We start from the raw sequence: 23,462 nt of genomic DNA, 5'->3' as shown, positions 1-23,462 counted from the left end.
GCGCTGTGGCGTTAAATCCAGAGCAACATAAAGAAGCTGCTTAACAATTTAGGCGACAACTGTCTTGAAAAACGCCGAAGGTGTTAATCAGCATATTAGAAACATTGAATCTGAATCAGATATTGTCTCTAAATTTGAGCAGCGTAAAGCGGTATGGCTTTTTGAGTCAGGAGATTGGTTAACGCTTGTTATTGAGCGAATTGATAATAGTCAGGCCGTGGGACTTATTGGTTTTAGATGTGATGATGCACAGCTAAGGCGGGCAGAAGTAGGCTATCTCATTGCGCCAGAACAGCAAGGATTAGGGTTCGCTAGTGAAAGCTTACGCGCGGTAACTGATTGGGGTGCTCTACAATTCAGTATGCATAAATACATTGGCCTTTGTGCTCAAGAAAACATTGCTTCACGTAATGTATTAGAGAAGGTGGGGTTTGTTTTGGAAGGGGTGCTAAAACAGAATAACTGTATAGATGGTAAATGGACCGATGATTGTTACATGGGGTTGTTGACCGCACAGAGAACGTGACCAATTTTTAGTCCGTTTAGCCTCAAAACAAAATAAAATCTTTGTCGCACTATATTCTAACGGGCATTTGTCACATAATACGTAATACAACTGAAAACTATTCTCGTTAACAAGTGAAACTTTGATCTAGATTTGAGTTTAACTTGTTTAGTTCCGATAAAATTTTTAACGTTATTAATGTTGTTGAAGGTAGTGTTACATGAAGCTGAGTGAACTTAAGCCTGGTGATCAGGCGATTATCTCTGAAATAGGTCAATTAACGTTACCGCAAACTGTTAAACGTAAATTGTTATCCATGGGCATTACACCCAATACTCGTTTTCATTTTATACGAAGAGCCCCTATGGGCTCGGGTGTTGAATTAGATTTACGTGGCAGTAAATTATGTATGCGCTGTGATTTAGCCGATATCATCGAGGTAGTGCTCAAAAATGACTAAACAATTTCATTGTGTCACCGTTGGTAATCCCAATGCTGGTAAATCGACTCTTTTTAATGCACTTACTGGTGCAAGCCAGCAGGTTGGCAATTGGTCGGGTGTTACCGTCGAAAAAAAAACGGGTAAGATAAATTATTCAGGGACGGATATTTTTCTTACCGATCTCCCAGGCATTTACGATTTACTTCCCGCAGGCAATAGCTGCGATTGTTCATTAGACGAACAAATTGCTCAAGCTTATCTTTCTAATCAACAAGTCGATGCAATCATCAACCTAGTTGATGCCACAAATGTTGAACGTCATCTGTATTTAACCACCCAATTATGTGAGTTAGGTATTCCGATTATTGTTGTTATTAATAAAATTGATGCAGCTAAAAAGCTGGGGATCAACATTAATGTTGACGACATGTCAGTACGTTTAGGTTGTCCTGTTGTTGCAATTTGCTCACGAAATCAAGCCGATGTAGAACAACTACAAGCTGAATTAATGTCACTGCTGGAAAAAGGTGACTCTGTACAATCATTAATGTTGCAGTACCACACTGATATTGAAGCAAGTGTAACTGCACTGCAGATGCAAAATGATAGCCAAGGTCTTACTGAGCTGAGCCGTGGGCAGGCACTTGCTATTTTAGCCAATAGCCATGGAGATGGCTGTGGAACAAGTGAAGTACAATTACACGACACAGTAAAGCAGTGCACTTTACGAGTAGAGCAAGCCGGCGAAGACATCGATATTATGATCGCCACAACCCGATACGATTTTGTGCAACAGGTGTTTGAGGCATCAGTAAATCAAGGTAAACACATAAGCGCCACAGATAGGCTTGATAAAGTAGTGTTACACCCGGTGTTGGGTATTCCTATTTTCTTATTTGTTATGTACCTAATGTTTTTATTCAGTATTAACGTGGGTAATTCTTTTATCGATTTCTTCGATATTACCGCTGGAGCTATTTTTGTTGACCATTTTGGCGCCTTGTTGTCATCAATTGGAGCGCCTGATTGGCTGGTGACTATTTTAGCTGGCGGTGTTGGCCAAGGCATCCAAACTGTCGCGACGTTTATTCCTGTTGTTGCTGCATTATTTCTGGCCCTTTCAGTACTAGAAGCATCTGGATACATGGCTCGTGCAGCATTTGTGGTTGATGGCTTGATGCGCCGTATTGGCTTACCAGGTAAAGCCTTTGTGCCAATGATTGTTGGTTTTGGTTGTTCGGTTCCTGCCATTATGGCAACCAGAACATTAGGCAGTGAGCGTGAACGTATCGTTACCGGTATGATGGCGCCTTTCATGTCTTGTAGTGCTCGATTGCCTGTTTATGCCTTATTTGCCGCGGCCTTTTTCCCTCAATCAGGCCAGAATTTGGTGTTTTTACTGTACATCATTGGTATTTTTGCCGCTATTGGCACCGGTTTGCTACTGCGCAAAACGGTATTGCCGGGCACAAGCAGTGCCGTTGTTATGGAATTGCCAAGCTACGAAATGCCTAAGTCTAAAGCTGTGTTGTCTCGTACGACTAAACGAACTAAAAGCTTTATTATGGGCGCCGGTAAAACCATCATTATTGTGGTGACACTGCTTAACTTTGTTAATGCTATTGGCACAGATGGATCTTTCGGTCATGAAGACAGTAAAGAGTCTTTGCTCAGTGTTGCTAGCCAACAAATCACACCGCTGTTTTCTCCTATGGGAATAGAACAAGACAATTGGGCTGCAACGGTTGGTATTATTACCGGCATTTTTGCTAAAGAAGCCGTAGTCGGTACATTAAACAGTTTATACAGCACCTCAGCAGGTGATGATGAAGAGTTATTGTCTATTTGGGACAGTGTTAAAGTCGGCTTAGCGACAATTCCAACAAACTTATTAGGTATTGAACCTGGTGACCCATTATCAATTGCGATAGCAGGTATCACAGATTTAGATGAAGCAGCAATGGAGTTATCTGTTGATACCTCTACCTTCAGTGCGCTTCAAACAGGCTTTAAAAGCCAGATCGCCGCATTCTCATACTTGTTGTTTATCTTGCTTTATACGCCTTGTGTTGCAGCAATGGGAGCTTTGGTACATGAGTTTGGTGCTAAGTGGGCCCGTTTTGCTGCTATTTGGACATTTTCATTAGCCTATGGTTCTGCAACTGTGGTTTATCAGGGGGCTACATTTACTCAGCATCCGGTGCAGTCTGCTGGTTGGATCTGTTTCTTTGCCGCGGCCTTGGTTGTGTTTTATTTCTGGTTGAATAAGAAAGGTCGCAAAGCACAACAAATTATTCCTGGAATACGTATTGTCACGGAATAGTTAACCGTATTGATGATTGATTTAAACAATAAACCCGGCTTTGCTGGGTTTATTTGCTTTAACAAGCTAACTTTTTCAGTGCTAGCAGTTGTAACTACTTAAGATCTGTAGGATCATCTATTTTTATTCATATTGCCATTGTGCGCCAAGAGGAATTCCATGAGTCATGTGGACACCGAAGTACGTCCAAGTAACTTCATTCGTAATATCATAGACGAAGACCTAAAAAGCGGTAAGCACAGCCAAGTACATACACGTTTTCCACCAGAACCTAACGGGTATTTACATATTGGCCATGCTAAATCTATTTGCTTAAATTTTGGTATTGCAAAAGATTATCAAGGTCAATGTAACTTACGTTTTGATGATACAAACCCTGAAAAAGAAGACATCAATTATGTTAAGTCTATTCAGGAAGACGTGCGTTGGTTAGGCTTTGAATGGTCTGGCGATATCCGTTATTCATCAAACTATTTTGATCAACTACATCAATATGCAGTTGAGCTCATTACCAAAGGGTTGGCGTACGTTTGTTTCTTAAATGGCGAACAAACCAGAGAGTACCGAGGTTCATTAAAAGAGCCGGGTAAAAACAGCCCATACCGTGACACCAGTGTTGAGGAAAACCTCGCGTTATTTGAGAAAATGCGTAAAGGTGAGTTCAAAGAAGGTGAGTGTGCACTGCGTGCCAAAATTGATATGGCATCACCTTTCATGTGTATGCGCGATCCTATTATTTATCGTATTCGATTTGCTCATCATCATCAAACAGGCGACAAGTGGTGCATTTACCCAATGTACGATTTTACTCATTGTATCTCTGATGCTATTGAGAATATCACTCATTCGATTTGTACTTTAGAGTTTCAAGATAACCGTCGTTTATATGACTGGGTATTAGATCATTTAAATGATTTCCAAGCACCAAATCGCACTCGTCAATATGAGTTTTCACGCTTAAATCTTGAATACACCTTGATGTCTAAGCGTAAACTAAACGATTTAGTCACACGCAAACTGGTTGATGGCTGGGACGATCCCCGTATGCCAACTATCGCTGGGTTACGTCGTCGTGGTTACACATCAGCTTCTATTCGCGAGTTCTGCTTACGTATTGGTGTTACCAAGCAAGAAAACTTAATTGAAGTCGGCATGTTAGATGCGTGTATTCGTGAAGAATTAAACGAACATGCACCTCGTGCGATGGCCGTGTTAAGACCGATAAAAGTTATCATTGAGAACTATTCAGATACTGAAACCGAAACCATTATTGCTGCAGCTCATCCAAACAATGAAGCCATGGGCACTCGTGAACTGACATTTGGACGTGAGTTATTCATTGATGTTGAAGATTTTAAAGAAGAAGCTAATAAGCACTTTAAACGACTTGTTTTAGGTAAAGAAGTCCGTTTACGTAATGCCTATATCATCAAAGCTGAACGTTGTGACAAAGATGCAGATGGTAATATTACCACCGTTTATTGTACTTACGATGCTGATACATTAGGTAAAAACCCTGCAGATGGACGTAAAGTTAAAGGGGTGATTCATTGGGTTGAAGCATCAACAGCGAAACCTGCTGAGTTTCGCTTGTACGATCGTTTATTTACCAGTGAAAATCCTGCAGCTTTTGAAACTGTTGATGAAGTGCTAAATCCCAATTCACTCACAGTAGTGAAGGGACTCGTTGAACCTGGCTTAGTCAATGCGCCGGCTGAGAAAGCGTTTCAATTTGAGCGAGAAGGCTATTTCTGTGCAGACAGTAAAGATTCAAGCGCTGAACATTTAGTGTTTAACTTAACGGTACCGTTAAGAGATACCTTTGCGTAATTAGCATTATGGAATAACAAAAAAGGCGCTGAATGCGCCTTTTTTGTTTTATTTTTTCAATAATCAATAATCAATAATCAATAATCAATAATCAATAATCAATAAATTATTGCATCATTGGCCCAAAACCAATGCTCCATAAAATAACACTACTGGCCATCAGCGCAACTAATAACACAAGTCCCGCAGTAACCACTGAGCTAGCGTAAATGAAACCCTTTTCTTCCGGAATATTCATAATAATAGGGACACCGGCATACAGCAGATAAACCGAATAAGACAAACCAATCAAGCCGACGATCATAATGAACCATAACACGGGGTAGAGTGCTGCCAAACCAACCATAAATAATGGGGTTGCAGTATAAGACGCTAATTCGAGAGCTTGAGTATAAGTTGGATCCGCATCAAATGTTTTGCCCATCCAATATGCTAAATACGCGAGAGCCATAACACCAATAATTAAGCCGAAATACATCCCAACTGACATGAATAGTGCGCTTTTTGAGGTTAGGAATAGAAGTTCTCCAGCTCCGGGATGCCATCCAATGTGTGCGGTTGCAAAATAAGCACAAATTGCAGGGATCAGCGCGATAAGCAATACATGACTCAAGCTGCTCTTTAGCGCTTCGTGATTCTTTTCAATTGTGTGCCACTCTTTTTTTGGATGAGTGTAAAGTCCCATTAAGTGATTCAATACCATTATAGTTATCCTTGTTTAGCATTTTTGACCTAGCTCGCCAAACAACGACGAACTGACTACAGCTTTTTACCAATCGCCTTAATCAGTCCACATCTACTTATCAACAGGGGAATGGTGTTGGCATAACACTGAGATCGTTCTATTGCCAACATCTATGTTGTTAAGTTATGACTCTATCCCAATTTAGAATCATCATTTAAGGTGATCGATGGCATCTGTTATTAAATCGTTAAATTAGATGCTCAGCTTATTTATTGAACATAAATAGACTTTCGTCAAGTTGTATTACGTTTTTGGTTTCAGAAAAGATCGCTCTAAAGGTAAAATGAACATAGATTTTTGAGAGGATTATCCATTTTATGCAGCAATTACTTGTCCCTATTTACGACTTTTTAGGTTGTGAGACACCAAACCGTTGGGTCGAACAAGCTAAACAACCTGAACAACTCACCGCGTTGCTGATTGACCATTGCAACTGTGAGCTTAAAGCTGCGCAAACTGCAATGTTAATGATCCGCAAATATGCGATTGACAAGAGTAGTTCACATCTATTAAAGACCTGGGCCAAGCCTTATGAAGATTTTGTTTATCAACAAGACCGTAATGCCCTCGAGTTTTTAGCTCGCGACAGTAAAAAGAACGACATCACTAGTGAATTAATAGCCAATAAAAACCTCACTAACAGCACTGATTTAATGAGTAAAATGGTGCGTTTGATTAAAGAAGAGTTTCATCATTTCGAACAAGTTTTACAGATTATGACTGCGCGTGGTATTGATTACAGTAATATTCGTGCCGGTCGTTACGCCAAACAGTTAATTATTCATATGCGGACTCATGAGCCACTTACGTTAATTGATAAGTTAATAATTGGCGCGTTTATTGAATCGCGGTCATGTGAACGATTTGCCAAACTTGCGCCGCATTTAGATGATGAACTCGCTAAGTTTTATACTTCATTACTTCGATCAGAAGCGCGACATTTTCAAGATTATTTGGCTCTTGCTGAGGATATTGCCGGTGAAGATATCAGTGAACGCATTGATTATTTTCGCGAAAAAGAAATGGAATTAATTTTGACAGAAGATAGCGAGTTTCGTTTTCACAGTGGTTTACCGCCACAATAGCCAACAATTGCGAGATATAAACCAAGACTCACTGATGATATCAACGTTGATACTGTTTAGTGAGCCTAGTTTGTTTCGGAAAAGGGTAATGTTACTAACTCGCAACCTTTCTCGCTGACGTTTAGTACGCTGCCTTGAGTATACCAATCACCGACCACAACACGTTGTTCTTGTGCAGTGAGTTGATGTATGGCAGGGCGATGAGTATGACCATGGATCATTCTTTGACAATCAGTACGAGCCAGTAGCGCGGTTACCGCACTTGACTCAACATCCATGATTTCATAATGTTTTTGCTGATTACCTTGAACACTTTTTTGACGAATTTTTGCGGCAATGTTTAAGCGTGTCTTTTTAGGTAGGTGAGAGTAGACCCAACGCACTATATCAAGACTTCTAAAGCGCCTGAATCGCTGGTAAGCAATATCAAGGGTACAAAGGCTATCACCGTGTAAAATCACAGTATTAACACCGTACAAGTTGATACAATAGACTTCAGGTAATATTTTCATGCCTGCTCGTAGGCAAAATTGTTTGCCAACCATAAAATCACGATTACCATGAATAAAATATACAGGTATTGAGTTCGATACTGTTTTGATTGCTTCAGCAATGGCAATGGTAAAGGGTTCTGCAATATCATCACCCATCCAAACTTCGAATAGATCACCGATGATATAAAGCGCTTCAGTATTGTCTAAACCATGGTTTAGAAAATAGATGAAGGCTTGTGTAATATCTGGGCGATCTGCACTTAAGTGCAAATCGCCTACGAAGATTGTTTTCTTCAAAATTACGCTTTAACGCTAACGCTTTTGATCACAATGGCTTCTAATGGTACATCTTGATGCATACCATTATTACCAGTGGCAACATTTTTGATTGTTTCAATAATGTCTAAACCTTCAACCACTTCACCAAATACACAGTAACCCCAGCCCTGTGAAGTTTCTGATTTAAAATCAAGGAAAGTATTGTCTTTCACGTTAACAAAAAACTGTGCTGTCGCTGAATGCGGATCAGAAGTACGTGCCATGGCAACAGTGCCTTTACGGTTAGATAAACCATTGTTGGCTTCATTTTTGATTGATGCTTTAACACTTTTTTGGCTCATATCTTCAGTGAAACCACCACCTTGGATCATAAAGCCGTCAATAACACGGTGAAAAATAGTACCTTCAAAAAAACCATCTTCAACATACTGCATAAAGTTAGCCGCGGTAATTGGCGCTTTTTCTTCATTTAGCTGTAAAGTAATATCGCCCATATTGGTATGTAAAGTAATCATGTTGTCTCACTTGAAAATAATAATTTGCGCGATTCTAACTTATCTTAACTGCCGCATAAAGTGCAGTGTTCAAAACAGGTGACATCATGCTAAACTCAGCATTAACATTTCCCGTTATAAATTAGTGTAAAAGAGAACAATCGATGTTAAAGATTTACAATAGTATTAGCCGTGATAAACAAGAATTTAAACCAATAAATCCAGGTAAAATCGGAATGTACGTCTGTGGCGTGACCATTTACGATTTATGTCATATTGGTCACGGGCGTACCTTTGTTTCGTTTGACATGATAGTGCGTTATTTACGTTATATCGGTTATGAGGTGAATTTTCAGCGTAACATTACCGATGTTGATGACAAAATTATCAAACGGGCCGCTGAAAACAACGAATCTTGTGAGTCGCTTACTGAGCGTTTGATCGCCGAAATGCACCAAGACTTTGATGCCTTGAACATGAAACGTCCAGATTTTGAGCCTCGAGCAACGTTACATATTGAAGAAATTATCGATATGGTTCAGCGTTTACTCGATCGCGACCATGCCTATGTAGCCAGTAATGGCGATGTATTATTCAGTGTTGCCTCATTCCCTGAGTATGGACAGTTGTCAGGTCAAAACCTAGACCAGCTTCAAGCCGGTGCTCGCGTTGAGATAGATAATGCTAAACGCAATCCTATGGACTTTGTGTTATGGAAAATGTCTAAACCGGGTGAACCAACCTGGGAATCACCTTGGGGTCCTGGTCGTCCAGGTTGGCACATTGAATGTTCTGCCATGAACAGTAAGCATTTAGGCTTACATTTTGATATTCATGGTGGCGGCTCTGATTTACAGTTTCCACATCATGAAAATGAAATTGCGCAGTCTTGCTGTGCTCACGATACTCCGTATGTGAATTACTGGATGCACACCGGAATGGTGATGGTTGACCGTGAAAAAATGTCTAAATCATTAGACAACTTTTTTACCATTCGAGATGTGCTTAAGCATTATGATGCTGAAACGGTACGTTACTTCTTATTATCCGGTCATTATCGTAGTCAGTTAAATTATTCTGAAGACAATTTAAAGCAAGCTCGTGCAGCACTAGAGCGTTTATATACAGCACTTAAAGGTTTAGACTTAACTGTTGATGCTGCGCCTGCTGAACCGTTTGTAGCCAAGTTTAAGTCGGCAATGGATGACGACTTTAATACTCCTGAAGCCTATTCCGTGTTATTTGAGATGGTACGTGAAATCAATCGTCTTAAAACAACCGATATGGCAGCAGCATCGGCATTAGGTGTCAGCTTGAAGCAATTAGCAGATGTGCTTGGCCTTATCAGCCAAACGCCAGAGGCTTTCTTTAAAGGGGAGGGCAGTGACGATGAAGTGGCAGAGATTGAAGCGCTTATCGTTGAACGTAACCGTGCCCGTACTGAAAAAGATTGGCCAGCAGCGGATGTGGCCCGCGATCGCTTAAACGAGTTAGGCGTTGAGTTAGAAGATGGCGGCCCAAGCGGCACCACATGGCGTAAAAAGTAGTTTATTTAGCGCATAAAAACAAAAGCCTGCAATAGCAGGCTTTTGTTTTTAATCAGCATAATTTACTTATCTGAGATTTGCTTATCTGAGATTTAGTTAACTATGATATTGCTCGCATGCGTATAGGGTGTTCTCTAATAAACTTGCAATGGTCATCGGGCCTACTCCACCAGGGACCGGCGTAATAAATGCAGCCTTTTCAGCGGCAACATTAAATTCAACATCACCCACTAAACTGCCGTTCTCCAAACGATTGATACCAACATCAATAACAATCGCGCCCGGCTTTATCCAGTCACCAGGAATAAACCCAGGTTTGCCAACGGCAACTACTAATAAATCTGCTTGACGCACTTTTTGTTCTAAGTTTTTGGTAAAACGATGACAGGTTGTCGTTGTGCAACCTGCTAATAATAATTCTAGTGTCATTGGTCTGCCAACAATGTTTGATGCACCAACCACAGTTGCATCCAGGCCATAGGTATCTATACCGGTTGATTTGATTAACGTCATAATGCCCATCGGCGTGCAAGAACGAAGCACTGGGATACGTTGAGCTAAACGGCCGACATTATAGGGATGAAATCCATCAACATCTTTATCTGGGCGAATACGTTCAATGACTTTGGAGTCATCAATATGGGCGGGCAAAGGCAGCTGTACTAGAATCCCATCAATGCTTGGACTGGCATTACATTCATCGATTAACGCTAAAAGCTCTGCTTCAGTTGTATTGGTGTCAAGGTCAAAAGATTGAGATTCAAAACCGACTTCCTCACAAGCTTTGCGTTTACTGCCAACATAGACTTGAGATGCGGCATCACTGCCCACTAAAATAACTGCAAGTCCTGGTGCGCGAAATCCAGCTTGTCTACGTTGTGTTACTTTTTGTTTTAGTGTGGTGCGAATAGATTGTGCAATGGCTTTACCGTCAATAATTTGAGCAGTCATGGCTATAGAGTTTCCTTTGAGTGACACAGGTGTTGAAGTCAATGGTCGATCGGCCGTTATTCTAGCAGGCGTATTGAAGAGTGTCATTTGCTAGACGTGGAAAATACAGTGAATAAACTATTCGCGCTATGATGCTAATCACGATATTTGCTGCTAAATTCGTCATATAGCAATAAGGGTTAAAAAAATCGTTGACGATAGCTAGGTGACTCGTTAATATGCGCTCCGTTCTCGAGACAACATCGTTATTGTTTATAGATAATTTCTGCCTCGAAAACAAAGCAATATTTTCGGTGATTAGCGCAGCCCGGTAGCGCATCTCGTTTGGGACGAGAGGGTCAGAGGTTCGAATCCTCTATCACCGACCAAATTAATGTTATTTGCTCTTGCAGTGAGTAACGGAACAAGTAAACTTGTTCAGCCAGACAGGATGCAGTATCTAACTGTAACCATGCGCCCGTAGCTCAGTTGGATAGAGCACCCGCCTTCTAAGCGGGTGGTCGCAGGTTCGAATCCTGCCGGGTGTACCATTTCAATGGTGATTGTAGCTCAGTTGGTAGAGTCCCGGATTGTGATTCCGGTTGTCGTGGGTTCGAGCCCCATCAGTCACCCCATTTTCTGATTAAATCAAACTATCGTGTATAACCCTTTTAACGGGTACAGATAAGTTTGATTTGGTCACGATAATTATTTTGCTCCTAGTCCTTTCGAGCGTAAGTCAAAAACTCATTTCGCACATTAAACGTGCAAACACGTCAAAATTGAACATAAGTCGGCGTTTTTATCATGTAAATCGACCTTTTCAGGCTCGACTCTGTTAAAAACGGTAGCTATAATGTCGCGTCTTGATAAATATCAAAAATAAGCTACCTGTACCAACAGCGTCTTCAGCATCAATAATATCGCTGTGCTGGGTTTCAGAGCTAAATCCATGGTCAAGAAACGAATATCTAATGGTTGAGTTGTCGACCATTACAAAGAACGTCAGACATATTTCGAGGTAAAACAATGCAAGTTTCTGTTGAAACAACTCAAGGCCTAGAGCGTCGCCTAACTATTTCTGTACCTGCTGAGCAAATCGAGAAATTGGTTAAAGACAATGTATTGCGCGAAGCTAAGCGTGCTCGTCTTCCAGGTTTCCGCCCAGGTAAAGTGCCTATCGGCGAAATCAACAAGCGTTATGGCAAAGCCATTCGTCAAGACATCACTGGTGAAGTGATGCAACGCAACTTTATTGAAGCAATCGTAGCTGAAAAGTTAAATCCTGCAGGTGCGCCAGTATTTACTCCTGGTTCAACTGAAGGTGATTCTTTTGAATTCGTTGCAACATTTGAAATCTACCCAGAAGTTGTTCTAACGGGTTTAGATAGCATTGCAGTTGAACAGCCTAAAGCTGAAGTTAATGATGCTGACGTTGATGTTATGATTGAGACGTTACGTAAGCAACATGCCACTTTTGCCGCTGTTGAACGTGCAGCAGTTGCTGACGATAAAGTTAAAATGAACTTTATCGGTTCTATTGACAGCGAAGAATTCGAAGGCGGAAAAGCTGATGATTTCGAACTTCAATTAGGCAGCAACCGTATGATCCCTGGTTTTGAAACCGGTATCGTAGGCCATAAAACAGGTGATGAATTCGAAATCGAAGTGACTTTCCCTGAAGATTACCACGCTGAAAACTTGAAAGGTAAAGCGGCTAAGTTCGTTATTACTTTAACTGAAGTTCAAGCGGCTAATCTGCCAGAAGTGAATGATGAATTTGCTTCATTGTTTGGTATTGCTGAAGGTGGCTTAGATGCACTTAAAGCTGAAATCCGTAAAAACATGACTCGTGAACTAGAACAAGCGTTAAAAGCGAATGTGAAAGAACAGGTTATTACTGGTTTACTTGCAGCAAACGACATCGCTATTCCTAAAGCGCTTATTGAGGGTGAAGTGAATGTACTTCGTCAACAAGCTATGCAGCGTTTTGGTGGTCAAACTGAAAATATGCCTGAACTTCCGGCTGAACTTTTCACTGAACAAGCTGAACGTCGTGTTAAAATCGGTTTGCTATTAGGCGAAGTCATCAAGACAAACGAACTAAAAGCAGAAGATGATCGTGTTAATACATTGATCGAATCTATGGCTTCAGCGTATGAAGATCCATCTGAAGTTGTTTCATACTACAACTCAAACAAAGAACTCATGCAAAACATGCGCAACGTAGCGCTTGAAGAGCAAGCGGTGGAAGCATTGTTAAAATCATCAAAAGTAACCGTTAAAGACGTCGCTTTTGAAGAATTTATGAACAAGGCTACCGGACGAGCGTAAGCTAAGCTTGACTTAACAAGCCGTTCGCCATTTATAATGGCTCGTATGAGGTTCCTCTCATGCGGGCCATTTTTATTTTAGGGAAATGAATAATGCATAAAGCACCAGAATCAGTACTCAATGCTCTTGTACCTATGGTTGTTGAACAAACAGCTAAAGGTGAACGTTCTTATGATATCTACTCTCGTCTATTAAAAGAGCGAGTCATCTTTCTAGTTGGTCAAGTTGAAGAACACATGGCTAACCTTATTGTTGCTCAATTATTATTCCTTGAGTCAGAAAGCCCAGATAAAGATATTTATTTGTACATTAACTCTCCTGGTGGCTCTGTCACAGCAGGTATGGCTATTTATGACACTATGCAGTTCATTAAGCCTAATGTGAGTACCGTATGTATGGGACAAGCCGCGAGTATGGGCGCATTCTTGTTAGCCGGTGGCGCTAAAGGTAAACGTCATTGTTTACCGAACTCTCGAGTGATGATCCATCAGCCATTAGGCGGTTTCCAAGGTCAAGCATCCGACATCGCCATTCATGCTCAAGAAATTCTTGGTATTAAGAATAAATTAAACCAAATGTTAGCGGACCATACTGGTCAACCGTTAGAGGTTGTTGAACGTGATACCGACCGTGATAACTTCATGAGTGCTACTCAAGCTGTTGAATATGGTATTGTCGATTCATTACTCACGAGTCGCGGCTAAAACTGGTAGCTGATTTTCTAGATACTTTCAGGTATTCTGTATTGAAAGGCGTTCAGTCATCAATGTGGTTATGATAAGTATCTACAAGCAGAGCTTAGGTTCAACCTAAGTTGTAAACAGAGGTAGAATAATGGGCGATAACAAAAATAACGGTGACAGCGGCAAACTGCTGTACTGCTCTTTTTGCGGAAAAAGTCAGCATGAAGTCAGAAAACTCATTGCTGGTCCATCAGTTTATGTATGTGACGAATGTGTTGATTTATGTAATGACATTATCCGTGAAGAAATCAAAGAGATTTCACCCAAACGTGATGAAGACAAATTGCCGACACCGCATGAATTACGCAAACATCTTGATGACTACGTAATCGGTCAGGATCAGGCTAAGAAAGTGTTAGCCGTAGCGGTATACAATCATTATAAGCGTTTACGTAATGGCGCTATTAAAGATGGCGTTGAACTAGGTAAAAGTAACATTTTACTATTAGGTCCAACCGGTAGCGGTAAAACTTTATTGGCTGAAACGTTAGCACGCTCACTTAATGTCCCTTTTGCTATGGCAGATGCAACCACATTAACCGAAGCTGGTTATGTGGGTGAAGATGTTGAAAACATCATTCAGAAGCTACTGCAAAAATGTGATTACGACGTTGAGAAAGCGGAACGCGGTATCGTCTATATTGATGAAATTGACAAAATCAGTCGTAAATCTGACAATCCTTCAATTACTCGTGATGTATCGGGTGAAGGTGTTCAGCAAGCGTTGCTTAAGTTAATTGAAGGCACCGTTGCTTCTGTTCCTCCACAGGGCGGACGTAAGCATCCACAACAAGAATTCTTGCAAGTGGATACGTCTAAAATTCTGTTTATCTGTGGTGGTGCGTTTGCTGGACTTGAAAAAGTCATTGAGCAACGTGCACACACCGGAACCGGAATTGGCTTTGGTGCCGAAGTAAAAGGCGAAGCGGATAAAGCGACTATTTCACAAATCCTTAGCCAAGTAGAGCCTGGCGATTTAGTGAAGTTTGGTTTAATTCCTGAGTTTATTGGTCGTTTACCTGTTGTTGCTACGCTAACTGAGTTAGATGAAGCTGCATTAGTACAGATTCTGTCTGAGCCAAAGAATGCATTAACTAAACAATATAGTGCATTATTTGAGATGGAAAATGTCGAACTTGAATTCCGTGACGATGCATTACAAGCCATCGCTCAAAAAGCAATGTCACGTAAAACCGGTGCACGTGGGTTACGTTCTATTGTTGAAAGCATCTTGCTCGATACAATGTATGATATTCCGTCGACACAAGGCGTGATTAAAGCCGTTGTTGATGAATCAGTAGTGAAAGGCGAGTCAGCCCCTATTTTGATTTACGAAAACACTGAGACACAGGCTGCTTCAGGCGAGCAATAATTGCACTGATAGTCAGGAAGTTGAAAAATAAGGAGTCCATTGGGCTCCTTTTTTCGTATTAGCCATTGAAACTGATAACATCACCCCAATATACTCAGTAATAAGTCAATTTCATTAAACGGAATCGAGCCATGACTAAAGAGCGTGAAGCGCATATCGAACTCCCCGTGTTACCACTTAGAGACGTGGTAGTTTACCCGCATATGGTAATTCCGCTATTCGTGGGACGGGAAAAATCTATTCGTTGCCTAGAATCGGCAATGGAACAAGACAAGCAAATTTTATTAGTCGCTCAGCGAGATGCAGATCTTGATGAGCCTACCAAAGACGATATTTTCGATATTGGTACTGTTGCCTCTATTTTACAGTTGCTTAAATTACCAGATGGCACGGTAAAAGTATTAGTTGAAGGTGGCCAGCGTGCCAAAATCAAGCAATACACCCAAGAAGAAGAATTCTTTGCCGCAACAGCTGAATACCTCGAGTCTGAAGAATTAAGTGATAAAGAAGAAGAGGTGTTAGTTCGCAGTGCTATCGGTCAATTTGAAGGCTACATCAAGTTAAATAAAAAAATCCCACCTGAAGTATTAACTTCATTGTCGGGGATTGATGAAGCCGCTCGTTTAGCAGATACCATGGCTGCACATATGCCATTGAAGCTTGAAGACAAACAATCTGTCCTTGAGATGATCAATGTCGGTGAGCGTCTGGAATATTTAATGGCGATGATGGAATCGGAAATTGACTTGCTTCATGTCGAAAAACGAATCCGTACTCGTGTTAAAAAACAGATGGAAAAAAGTCAACGCGAATACTATTTGAATGAGCAAATGAAAGCCATTCAAAAAGAGTTAGGCGATATTGACGAAAGCCACGACGAATTTGAAGTATTGGCGCGTAAGATTGAAGAAGCTGGCATGCCAGTTGAAGCCAAAGAAAAAGCCACTGCTGAGTTAAACAAACTCAAAATGATGTCACCTATGTCAGCTGAAGCCACAGTTGTGCGCAGCTATGTTGACTGGATGACTGCGGTACCTTGGAAGCAGCGCTCAAAAATAAAGCGTGACTTAGCCAAGGCGCAAGAAGTACTCGATACCGATCACCATGGGCTTGAAAAAGTCAAAGAACGTATTCTTGAGTATTTAGCGGTTCAAAGCCGAGTTAAGCAGCTTAAAGGGCCTATTTTGTGTTTAGTCGGACCTCCAGGTGTGGGTAAAACCTCATTGGGCCAGTCGATTGCCAAAGCAACCGGCCGTAAGTATGTTCGTGTTGCTTTAGGCGGCGTACGTGATGAAGCGGAAATTCGTGGTCATCGTCGTACCTACATTGGTTCTATGCCAGGTAAAGTCATTCAAAAGATGGCTAAAGTAGGGGTTAAAAACCCATTATTCTTACTCGATGAAATCGATAAGATGAGTTCTGATATGCGTGGCGATCCATCGTCAGCGTTATTAGAGGTGCTCGATCCTGAACAGAATGCGACCTTTAACGATCACTATCTTGAAGTTGATTATGACTTATCAGATGTGATGTTCGTTGCTACGTCAAACTCAATGGATATACCTGGCCCTTTACTTGACCGTATGGAAGTTATTCGTTTATCGGGTTACACCGAAGATGAAAAACTCAATATTGCTAAGAAGCATTTACTGACTAAGCAAATTGAACGTAACGGTCTTAAAGAAAAAGAAATCAAGGTTGATGACAGCGCTATTTTAGGCATTATTCGCTATTACACTCGTGAAGCGGGTGTGCGTTCATTAGAACGTGAATTGTCGAAGATTTGTCGCAAAGTGGTTAAGCATATCTTGCTTGATAAAACGGTCAAAATGGTTGAAGTTAACCAGGAAAATTTAAAGTCATTCCTTGGTGTGCAACGTTTTGATTTCGGTAAAGCTGAATCGAATAACCAAATCGGTCAAGTAACCGGTCTTGCATGGACTCAAGTTGGTGGCGATTTATTAACAATCGAAGCCACCTCAGTAGCAGGTAAAGGTAAATTAACCTATACCGGTTCGCTGGGTGATGTGATGAAAGAATCGATTCAAGCGGCAATGACCGTAGTACGTGCTCGTGCTGAAAATCTTGGCATTAACAATGATTTTTATGAAAAACGAGATATTCATGTGCATGTACCAGAAGGTGCGACGCCAAAAGATGGTCCATCTGCGGGTGCGGCAATGTGTACAGCGTTAGTGTCTAGTTTAACCGGTAACCCTGTACGTAGTGATGTAGCCATGACAGGTGAAATTACTCTACGTGGCGAAGTATTGCCTATTGGTGGTTTAAAAGAAAAGCTATTAGCAGCCCATCGCGGTGGAATTAAGCATGTATTAATTCCTCAAGAAAATGAACGCGATCTGGAAGAAATTCCTGCAAATGTGATTGCTGATTTAATCATTCATCCAGTGCGTTGGATAGATGAAGTGTTGAAATTGGCGCTTGAGCGACCAGTTGAAGGCTTTGAAGTGGTTAAAAAATAGCTTGTTAGTTAAAAAATTGCTGTAGAGCATGAAAAAAATGAAAAAAGGGGCTTAACAAAACGCTGACCTGTGGTAGCCTAGGTTTGTGGATAGTCAGACGCACCAAGCCCTTGGGGCATCTGGCGTTGAGCAGTATCCAATTTCATTTTTTGGTTTTCGTACTAAGTTTGGTGTGTTATCAAGCTTATAAAATAAAGCCTCCGCAGACCGCTCTAAACATAGATTTGGTTGCGGCGCGACAATAACATTCAAGGGGATGACATGAACAAATCTGAACTAATCGAGAAAATCGCATCTGGTGCTGATATTTCTAAAGCTGCTGCTGGCCGCGCACTAGATTCTTTTATCGCTGCGGTAACGGAAGGTCTTAAAGATGGCGATAAGATTTCTCTAGTTGGTTTTGGTACATTTGAAGTACGTCAACGTGCTGAACGTACTGGCCGTAACCCACAAACGGGTAAAGAAATTAAAATTGCTGCTGCGAACATTCCAGCGTTCAAAGCTGGCAAAGCGCTAAAAGACGCTGTTAACTAAATAGTTAATAACGTGGCCTTTGTAAGGCATTCGTAATACAAGCACTGCTTAGGCGGTGCTTTTTACGAAAAGCAATATTGTTATGCAAAGCATAATACATATTGGGAGTATTGGGTCATACCCGTGGTAGCGTCTGATAACTCCATATAATTTACAATAAGGCGCATCCACAAGGTGATGCGCCTTTTTATTTTATTAATCGCAACAAGCGAGAATTCAGATGTTAGAAAAAATTCGTGAAGGATCACAGGGGATTGTTGCTAAAACAATTCTAGTACTTGTGATACTTTCTTTTGCTTTTGCCGGTGTGAGCAGTTATTTAGGCTCAAACACGGGTGTACCTGCTGCAGTTGTTAATGGTGACGAAGTTGGCGCCAACGAACTTGAACAGGCTTTTCAAAATGAACGCTCGCGTATTGAGCAACAGCTAGGCGAAATGTTTACTGCATTAGCGGCTGACGACTCCTACATGAACGGAATTAAGCAAGGTGTATTGGATCGTTTAATTGCCGATAAGCTCATTGATCAAGCTGCCAACAAGTTGGGCTTACGTGTATCAGATGAGCAAATCAAGAAAGCGATTATCGAAGAGCCTGCATTTCAAACCGACGGTCAATTTGATAACGAACGCTACCTAGCAGTATTGCGTCAACTAGGTTATCAAACCACAAGCTTTAGAAACATGATGCGTGTAGATATGACCCGTCGTCAGTTATTAAATGCGCTTGTTGGTAGTGAGTTTGTGCTTGACGGTGAAGCTAAACAGCTTGCAGAAGTTCAAGGCCAAACCCGTGATATTCGCTACTTAGTCGTCGACTCAACACCGTTTTTATCAACTGTTTCTGTCGCTGATGAAGAAGCTCAAACTTATTACGATGCTAATGTTTCGCAATACATGAGCCCTGAAAAAGTCAGCCTTGAGTATGTTGAATTGAATGTTGCCGACATGGCTAAAAACAGCGAAACCTCTGATGAAGAAGTGAAAACTTATTACGAAGAGAATCAAAAGCAATATCAAACGGCTGAAAAACGTCTTGCTGCGCATATTTTTGTCGCCGCAACTGACGATGACAGCGCAGATAAAGCCAAAGCTGATGCTATTGAAGCCAAGTTAACCGCGGGTGAAGATTTTGCTGAGTTAGCAAAAACTGATTCTGACGATCAGCTTAGTGCTCAACAGGGCGGTAAGTTAGATTGGTTTGAACAAGGCGTAATGGACCCTGCATTTGATGAAGCACTTTTTGGATTACAAAAAGATCAAGTCTCGTCAATTGTGAAAAGTGAATTTGGTTACCACATTATTAAGCTGCTTGATTTACAAGCTAGCCAAGCAACCGCTTTTGAAAACGTTAAAGCGAAAATTGTTGCTCAGCTACAAGAAAAGAAAGCCTTAGATGTGTTTTATAGCTTACAAACTAAGTTGGCTGATACCAGTTACGAAATCCCTGATACTTTAGCTGAAACTGCGCAAGCGGTTAATGCAAAAGTACAATCAACGCAGTTATTCTCGCGTGATGACGTACCCGCTAAATTTAACAATCCTGAATTTATCAAAGCCGCATTTTCTGACCAAGTGTTAGCAAGTGGTTTAAACAGCGATGTGATTGAACTTGCGCCAAACCATGTAGTGGTTATTCGCATGAAAAAACATCAGACAGCTGGCGTTATGGGATTTGCTGAAGTAAAAGCTGGTATTGTTGAACGTTTACAGCAAGATAAAGCGAATGACGGTGCTCGTGACAAAGCTGCGGAATATATGGCACAGTTAAAAGCGGGTAATAACACGCTAACAGGTGCTTCATTGACGACATTAGCTAAACTAGGTCGCTTTAATCAGGATATTGATCAAGCTATCACCAATAAAGCCTTCAAAATTGCCGCTCCTGCTGAAAATAGTGTCACAATTGATACTGCAGCGTTAGCGACAGGTTATGCGGTTATTGTGGTTGATAAAGTCAATAAAGCAGAAGGCATTAATGACAACCTCATCAATACGCTTAAACAACGTATTGCGCCTCAATACAGCGAAGCTGATTATCGAGCAGTGGTTGCCTCACTTAAAGCTGATGCTGAAATTGAGTATCCAGTTGCCGACTAGTTAAGTCGTCGCAACAGATGAAATACAAAAAGACCTAGGCTCACGTCTAGGTCTTTTTGTTTATAAGGTGCTTAAGGCATGAAAACTATCTCAAATATACAACCTAGTGAATTGTTTGGGTTATCAAATTACAGTGATGACTTATTCGAATCGATCAAGGGCGTTGCTTTACAGTTCAAACATATTACTTTTGAACGCTGTCATTTTACCCAATGTGATTTTAGTCAAAGTGATTTCTATCATTGCCATTTTATTGAGTGTGTTTTTAGTCAATGTAATTTAAGCGTAATGTCAGTTGTTGCTACAGAGTTTGATGATGTGACTTTTAGCGACAGTAAAGCCATAGGTATTGATTGGACTAAAGCTGAGTGGCCGCAATTTATGACTCAAACCACAATTAAGTTTGAACGATGTTTGCTCGATGGCAGTAATTTTTATGCGCTGCATTTACCCGAGTTTTCACTTGTTGATTGCCGCGCTCATGATGTCGACTTTAGAGAAGCTAATTTAAACAAAGCAGATTTGCGTCTGACCGATTTTAATTTAAGCCAATTTAATCATACAAATTTAACGAAGGCGAATTTTACCGATGCGTTGAATTACCAAATTGATATTACTGCTAATAACGTTAAGCAAGCCAAATTCAGTCGGTTCGAAGCCTTAAGTTTACTAGAAGGTTTAGATATTCAATTAGTCGACTAGTGTACATTGCCACATTGTTAGCACAAAAGTGTGTTTTATTGCATGTGTTTAAATAACCCGTTAATTTATATTAGTTATGATAAATAATTGGCTGTAATAATTTAATCCATAAGGAGAGGGCATGAGCCACAGACTTGATCAGGCATTTGAGCGTGCATTAGCCTATTTAGATCAACACTTAAATAAGCCTTTTGATCGACAAGTGTTGGCCGACATTGCCCACATCCCACTATGTCATTTCGACCCATTGTTTACTGCGCTGTACCATATGTCTATTGACGCTTATGTTGAATTGCTCAAAAGCCTAGAAGCTGCCCATTTATTAGGTTTTGGCAAGCAAGTTTCTCTGGCCACAATAGCGGCTAAATTAGCGTATCGTAACGAACAGCACTTTATCGAATCGTTTACTCGCAGTATAGGTCAAAGCCCTGAATCGTTTCAGCAAGCACCTGACTGGGGCAATTTTTTTGCGAAGCAACAACCGCTTAAATCATTTCGAGTAGATGCTAATCAGCAAGATAAGCAATCTTACTCGGTTGATATTGTTTCGTTTGATGCGCAGGCATTAGCGGTGATGGAACATCATGGTGATCCGGCTTTATTACCTCAAACCATTGCAACATTTATTGATTGGCGTCGACAGCATGGCTTATCTCCTACAAGTTGCAGAACCTTTAACCTACTTTACTCAACCCCTGAGTTATCTGTTAAAACGCAATATCGAATTGATATTGGTGTATCGTTAAATGCCGAGACACAAGCTATAGTGTCTGAGTCGAGCCAGATTAAGCTCAAATCAATCCCTCAGGGACGATGTGCGATGATTAAATACAGTGGTGATGACAATGGTCTAACAGCGGCAATAGATTACCTGTATCGCGATTGGGTTAATGCTAATGATATTACACTACGAAATTACCCGTTGTTTTTAGAACGACTCGACAGTAATGATAATAAGTTAGCGCAACATGAGCCAAGACAAGCGTTATCTCCACAACAGGTACTCATTTATTTACCCGTTGTTTAACTTAAGTTATTAAGCCTTGATGAACTCATGGCTGAGTTACATTTATTTGTATGATAAAATGATGTCGCTGAATTCAATTCGAAATACTTCAGGCCCGATTTCAGATAATAAGACGGTTGTTTTAGTACGGCTTAGCAATAACGGTATGTTAATTAGCTAATCTCGCCGCATTTTGACAGACTTTACTGTTATAAATATGAATCTTCACAATGTATCGCTCATAAAAAAACCATAATGCAGTGCATTATGGTTTTACGTTAACACTTGTTGAAATTAGGCTTATAGCTCAATAACATCAAACGTTACACTAGGATTCACGTCTGCTTCGTAATCGATACCATCAATACCAAAACCGAACAGCTTTAAAAACTCTTGTTTGTATTCATCATAGTCAGTGAGTTCGCTTAAATTTTCTGTGGTCACTAACGGCCATAAATCACGACAATGCTGCTGGATTTCTTCGCGAAGTTCCCAGTCATCAAGGCGTAAGCGATTTTCGCCATCAACAGCTGGTGCTTGGCCATCAACACGGTATAGGCGTTCACTGAATAAACGGTATATTTGTTCAATACAGTCTTCATGTAAGCCTTCTTGGCGCATTTTCTTAAATACCATGGCGATGTAAAGTGGCATTACTGGAATTGCTGAGCTCGCTTGAGTCACGACACTTTTTAACACTGCAACGTTAGCTGAGCCACCAGTAGCTGATAATTTGCTATCAAGGGCATGAGCTGCACGATCTAAATCCATTTTGGCTTTGCCTAAAGCGCCATGCCAATAAATAGGCCAAGTCAATTCGGTACCAATGTAACTATAAGCAACCGTTTTGCAATTGTCAGCTAATACGCCAGCGTCGCTTAGCGCACTCATCCATAATTCCCAATCTTGGCCGCCCATTACCGTGACGGTATCAGCAATTTCTTGCTCAGTCGCTGGCTCTACAGAAGTGTCGATAATGGTATTTTTATTGGTATCAACAGCCGTGGCAGTATACGTTTGGCCAATTGGCTTAAGTGATGAACGGATAACTTCACCGGTGTCAGGCATTTTACGTACTGGAGAAGCCAGTGAGTAAACCACCATGTCGATTTGACCTAAATCTTGCTTGATAAGCTCAATGACTTGTTGCTTTGCTTGATGGCTGAATGCATCGCAATTAATGCTTTTTGAATACAAGCCTTCTGCTTTAGCAAACTTATCAAATGCCGCAGTGTTGTACCAACCTGCTGTACCGGGTTTGGTTTCAGAGCTTGGTTTTTCGAAAAACACACCAATAGTGGCAGCGTCGCTACCAAATGCTGAGGTGATACGAGACGAAAGGCCATAGCCACTTGAAGAACCGACCACTAATACTTTTTTAGGCCCATTAGCAATTTTGCCTTTGGCCTTAATGAGTTCGATTTGTTCTTTAACGTTGGCTTCACAACCTACTGGATGAGTAGTGGTACAAATAAAGCCACGAATTTTAGGTTTAATAATCATATTTAAGCTTCTT

At 40.9% G+C, this 23,462-nt stretch carries 19 protein-coding genes and 3 tRNA genes; 17 read left to right on the top strand and 5 right to left on the bottom strand.

Going from position 1 to position 23,462, the window contains the following annotated elements; translation table 11 throughout:
• Positions 1–64 precede the first annotated feature (64 nt).
• The 4 genes from AAEY99_RS11200 (at position 65) to glnS (ending at position 5,100) form a co-directional block, all read left to right on the top strand.
• Positions 65–526 (top strand): GNAT family N-acetyltransferase, encoded by a 462-nt coding sequence (locus tag AAEY99_RS11200; RefSeq protein WP_351010523.1) that lies wholly within the window; start codon positions 65–67, stop codon positions 524–526.
• Between the two features lie 199 nt (positions 527–725).
• Positions 726–965 carry a FeoA family protein gene (locus tag AAEY99_RS11195; protein ID WP_011638067.1) on the top strand — a complete coding sequence of 80 codons (240 nt, stop codon included), beginning with the start codon at positions 726–728 and terminating at the stop codon, positions 963–965.
• Positions 958–3,270, top strand: coding sequence for a Fe(2+) transporter permease subunit FeoB (gene feoB, locus AAEY99_RS11190; RefSeq protein ID WP_351010522.1), 2,313 nt, complete (start codon positions 958–960; stop codon positions 3,268–3,270). The genes AAEY99_RS11195 and feoB overlap by 8 nt, the downstream gene beginning before the upstream one ends.
• Before the next feature lie 159 nt (positions 3,271–3,429).
• Positions 3,430–5,100 carry a glutamine--tRNA ligase gene (glnS, locus tag AAEY99_RS11185; protein WP_162022719.1) on the top strand — a complete coding sequence of 557 codons (1,671 nt, stop codon included), beginning with the start codon at positions 3,430–3,432 and terminating at the stop codon, positions 5,098–5,100.
• Positions 5,101–5,206: 106 nt separating this feature from the next.
• Here glnS and AAEY99_RS11180 read toward each other — a convergent pair whose 3' ends face one another.
• On the bottom strand, positions 5,207–5,803 hold the full coding sequence (locus tag AAEY99_RS11180) for a Yip1 family protein (RefSeq protein ID WP_011638064.1): 597 nt from the start codon (positions 5,801–5,803) through the stop codon (positions 5,207–5,209).
• A gap of 359 nt (positions 5,804–6,162) precedes the next feature.
• On the opposite strand from AAEY99_RS11180, the gene miaE reads away from it, so the two are divergent.
• Entirely contained in the window at positions 6,163–6,930 is a 768-nt protein-coding gene (gene miaE, locus AAEY99_RS11175) for a tRNA isopentenyl-2-thiomethyl-A-37 hydroxylase MiaE (protein WP_351010520.1), read from the top strand.
• Positions 6,931–6,995: 65 nt separating this feature from the next.
• Here miaE and AAEY99_RS11170 read toward each other — a convergent pair whose 3' ends face one another.
• Positions 6,996–7,721, bottom strand: coding sequence for a UDP-2,3-diacylglucosamine diphosphatase (locus tag AAEY99_RS11170; RefSeq protein WP_101087830.1), 726 nt, complete (start codon positions 7,719–7,721; stop codon positions 6,996–6,998).
• Positions 7,722–7,723: 2 nt separating this feature from the next.
• A complete protein-coding gene (locus tag AAEY99_RS11165; protein WP_011638050.1) occupies positions 7,724–8,218 on the bottom strand; it encodes a peptidylprolyl isomerase in 495 nt (164 codons plus the stop codon).
• 143 nt (positions 8,219–8,361) lie between these two features.
• Here AAEY99_RS11165 and cysS point away from each other — a divergent pair, with 143 nt between their 5' ends.
• On the top strand, positions 8,362–9,744 hold the full coding sequence (cysS, locus tag AAEY99_RS11160; protein WP_101087832.1) for a cysteine--tRNA ligase: 1,383 nt from the start codon (positions 8,362–8,364) through the stop codon (positions 9,742–9,744).
• A gap of 96 nt (positions 9,745–9,840) precedes the next feature.
• Here the strand turns inward: cysS and folD are convergent, their stop codons facing one another.
• Positions 9,841–10,695, bottom strand: coding sequence for a bifunctional methylenetetrahydrofolate dehydrogenase/methenyltetrahydrofolate cyclohydrolase FolD (gene folD, locus AAEY99_RS11155; RefSeq protein WP_351010519.1), 855 nt, complete (start codon positions 10,693–10,695; stop codon positions 9,841–9,843).
• 291 nt (positions 10,696–10,986) lie between these two features.
• On the opposite strand from folD, the gene AAEY99_RS11150 reads away from it, so the two are divergent.
• From AAEY99_RS11150 to AAEY99_RS11100, 11 genes are all read left to right on the top strand, one after another.
• A tRNA-Pro gene (locus tag AAEY99_RS11150) sits at positions 10,987–11,063 on the top strand.
• An 85-nt stretch (positions 11,064–11,148) separates the two neighbouring features.
• Positions 11,149–11,225: transfer RNA gene (locus AAEY99_RS11145), tRNA-Arg, on the top strand.
• A gap of 8 nt (positions 11,226–11,233) precedes the next feature.
• Positions 11,234–11,309: transfer RNA gene (locus AAEY99_RS11140), tRNA-His, on the top strand.
• 394 nt (positions 11,310–11,703) lie between these two features.
• The gene (tig, locus tag AAEY99_RS11135) at positions 11,704–13,008 is read left to right on the top strand and encodes a trigger factor (protein ID WP_351010517.1); all 1,305 of its coding nucleotides are present in this window, start codon (positions 11,704–11,706) and stop codon (positions 13,006–13,008) included.
• Between the two features lie 92 nt (positions 13,009–13,100).
• Positions 13,101–13,712, top strand: coding sequence for an ATP-dependent Clp endopeptidase proteolytic subunit ClpP (gene clpP / locus AAEY99_RS11130; protein ID WP_101087838.1), 612 nt, complete (start codon positions 13,101–13,103; stop codon positions 13,710–13,712).
• Between the two features lie 130 nt (positions 13,713–13,842).
• Positions 13,843–15,123 carry an ATP-dependent protease ATP-binding subunit ClpX gene (gene clpX / locus AAEY99_RS11125; protein WP_101087840.1) on the top strand — a complete coding sequence of 427 codons (1,281 nt, stop codon included), beginning with the start codon at positions 13,843–13,845 and terminating at the stop codon, positions 15,121–15,123.
• Between the two features lie 131 nt (positions 15,124–15,254).
• On the top strand, positions 15,255–17,606 hold the full coding sequence (gene lon / locus AAEY99_RS11120; protein ID WP_101087842.1) for an endopeptidase La: 2,352 nt from the start codon (positions 15,255–15,257) through the stop codon (positions 17,604–17,606).
• A 261-nt stretch (positions 17,607–17,867) separates the two neighbouring features.
• A complete protein-coding gene (gene hupB, locus AAEY99_RS11115; protein ID WP_059745462.1) occupies positions 17,868–18,140 on the top strand; it encodes a nucleoid-associated protein HU-beta in 273 nt (90 codons plus the stop codon).
• A gap of 220 nt (positions 18,141–18,360) precedes the next feature.
• Positions 18,361–20,238, top strand: coding sequence for a SurA N-terminal domain-containing protein (locus tag AAEY99_RS11110; protein WP_351010516.1), 1,878 nt, complete (start codon positions 18,361–18,363; stop codon positions 20,236–20,238).
• A 78-nt stretch (positions 20,239–20,316) separates the two neighbouring features.
• Positions 20,317–20,940 carry a pentapeptide repeat-containing protein gene (locus AAEY99_RS11105; protein WP_351010514.1) on the top strand — a complete coding sequence of 208 codons (624 nt, stop codon included), beginning with the start codon at positions 20,317–20,319 and terminating at the stop codon, positions 20,938–20,940.
• A gap of 121 nt (positions 20,941–21,061) precedes the next feature.
• Positions 21,062–21,967: an AraC family transcriptional regulator gene (locus tag AAEY99_RS11100; protein ID WP_351010512.1), complete on the top strand. Its 906-nt coding sequence runs from the start codon at positions 21,062–21,064 to the stop codon at positions 21,965–21,967.
• Positions 21,968–22,246: 279 nt separating this feature from the next.
• Here AAEY99_RS11100 and fabV read toward each other — a convergent pair whose 3' ends face one another.
• The gene (gene fabV, locus AAEY99_RS11095; protein ID WP_351010510.1) at positions 22,247–23,449 is read right to left on the bottom strand and encodes an enoyl-ACP reductase FabV; all 1,203 of its coding nucleotides are present in this window, start codon (positions 23,447–23,449) and stop codon (positions 22,247–22,249) included.
• Between the last annotated feature and the right edge of the window lie 13 nt (positions 23,450–23,462).

Origin of the sequence: Shewanella sp. S1-58-MNA-CIBAN-0166, from assembly GCF_040310085.1 — a bacterium.
Lineage (GTDB): Bacteria > Pseudomonadota > Gammaproteobacteria > Enterobacterales > Shewanellaceae > Shewanella.
The sequence above is the reverse complement of the archived record's forward strand: the minus strand, read 5'-3'. Positions and strand labels throughout refer to the sequence as shown.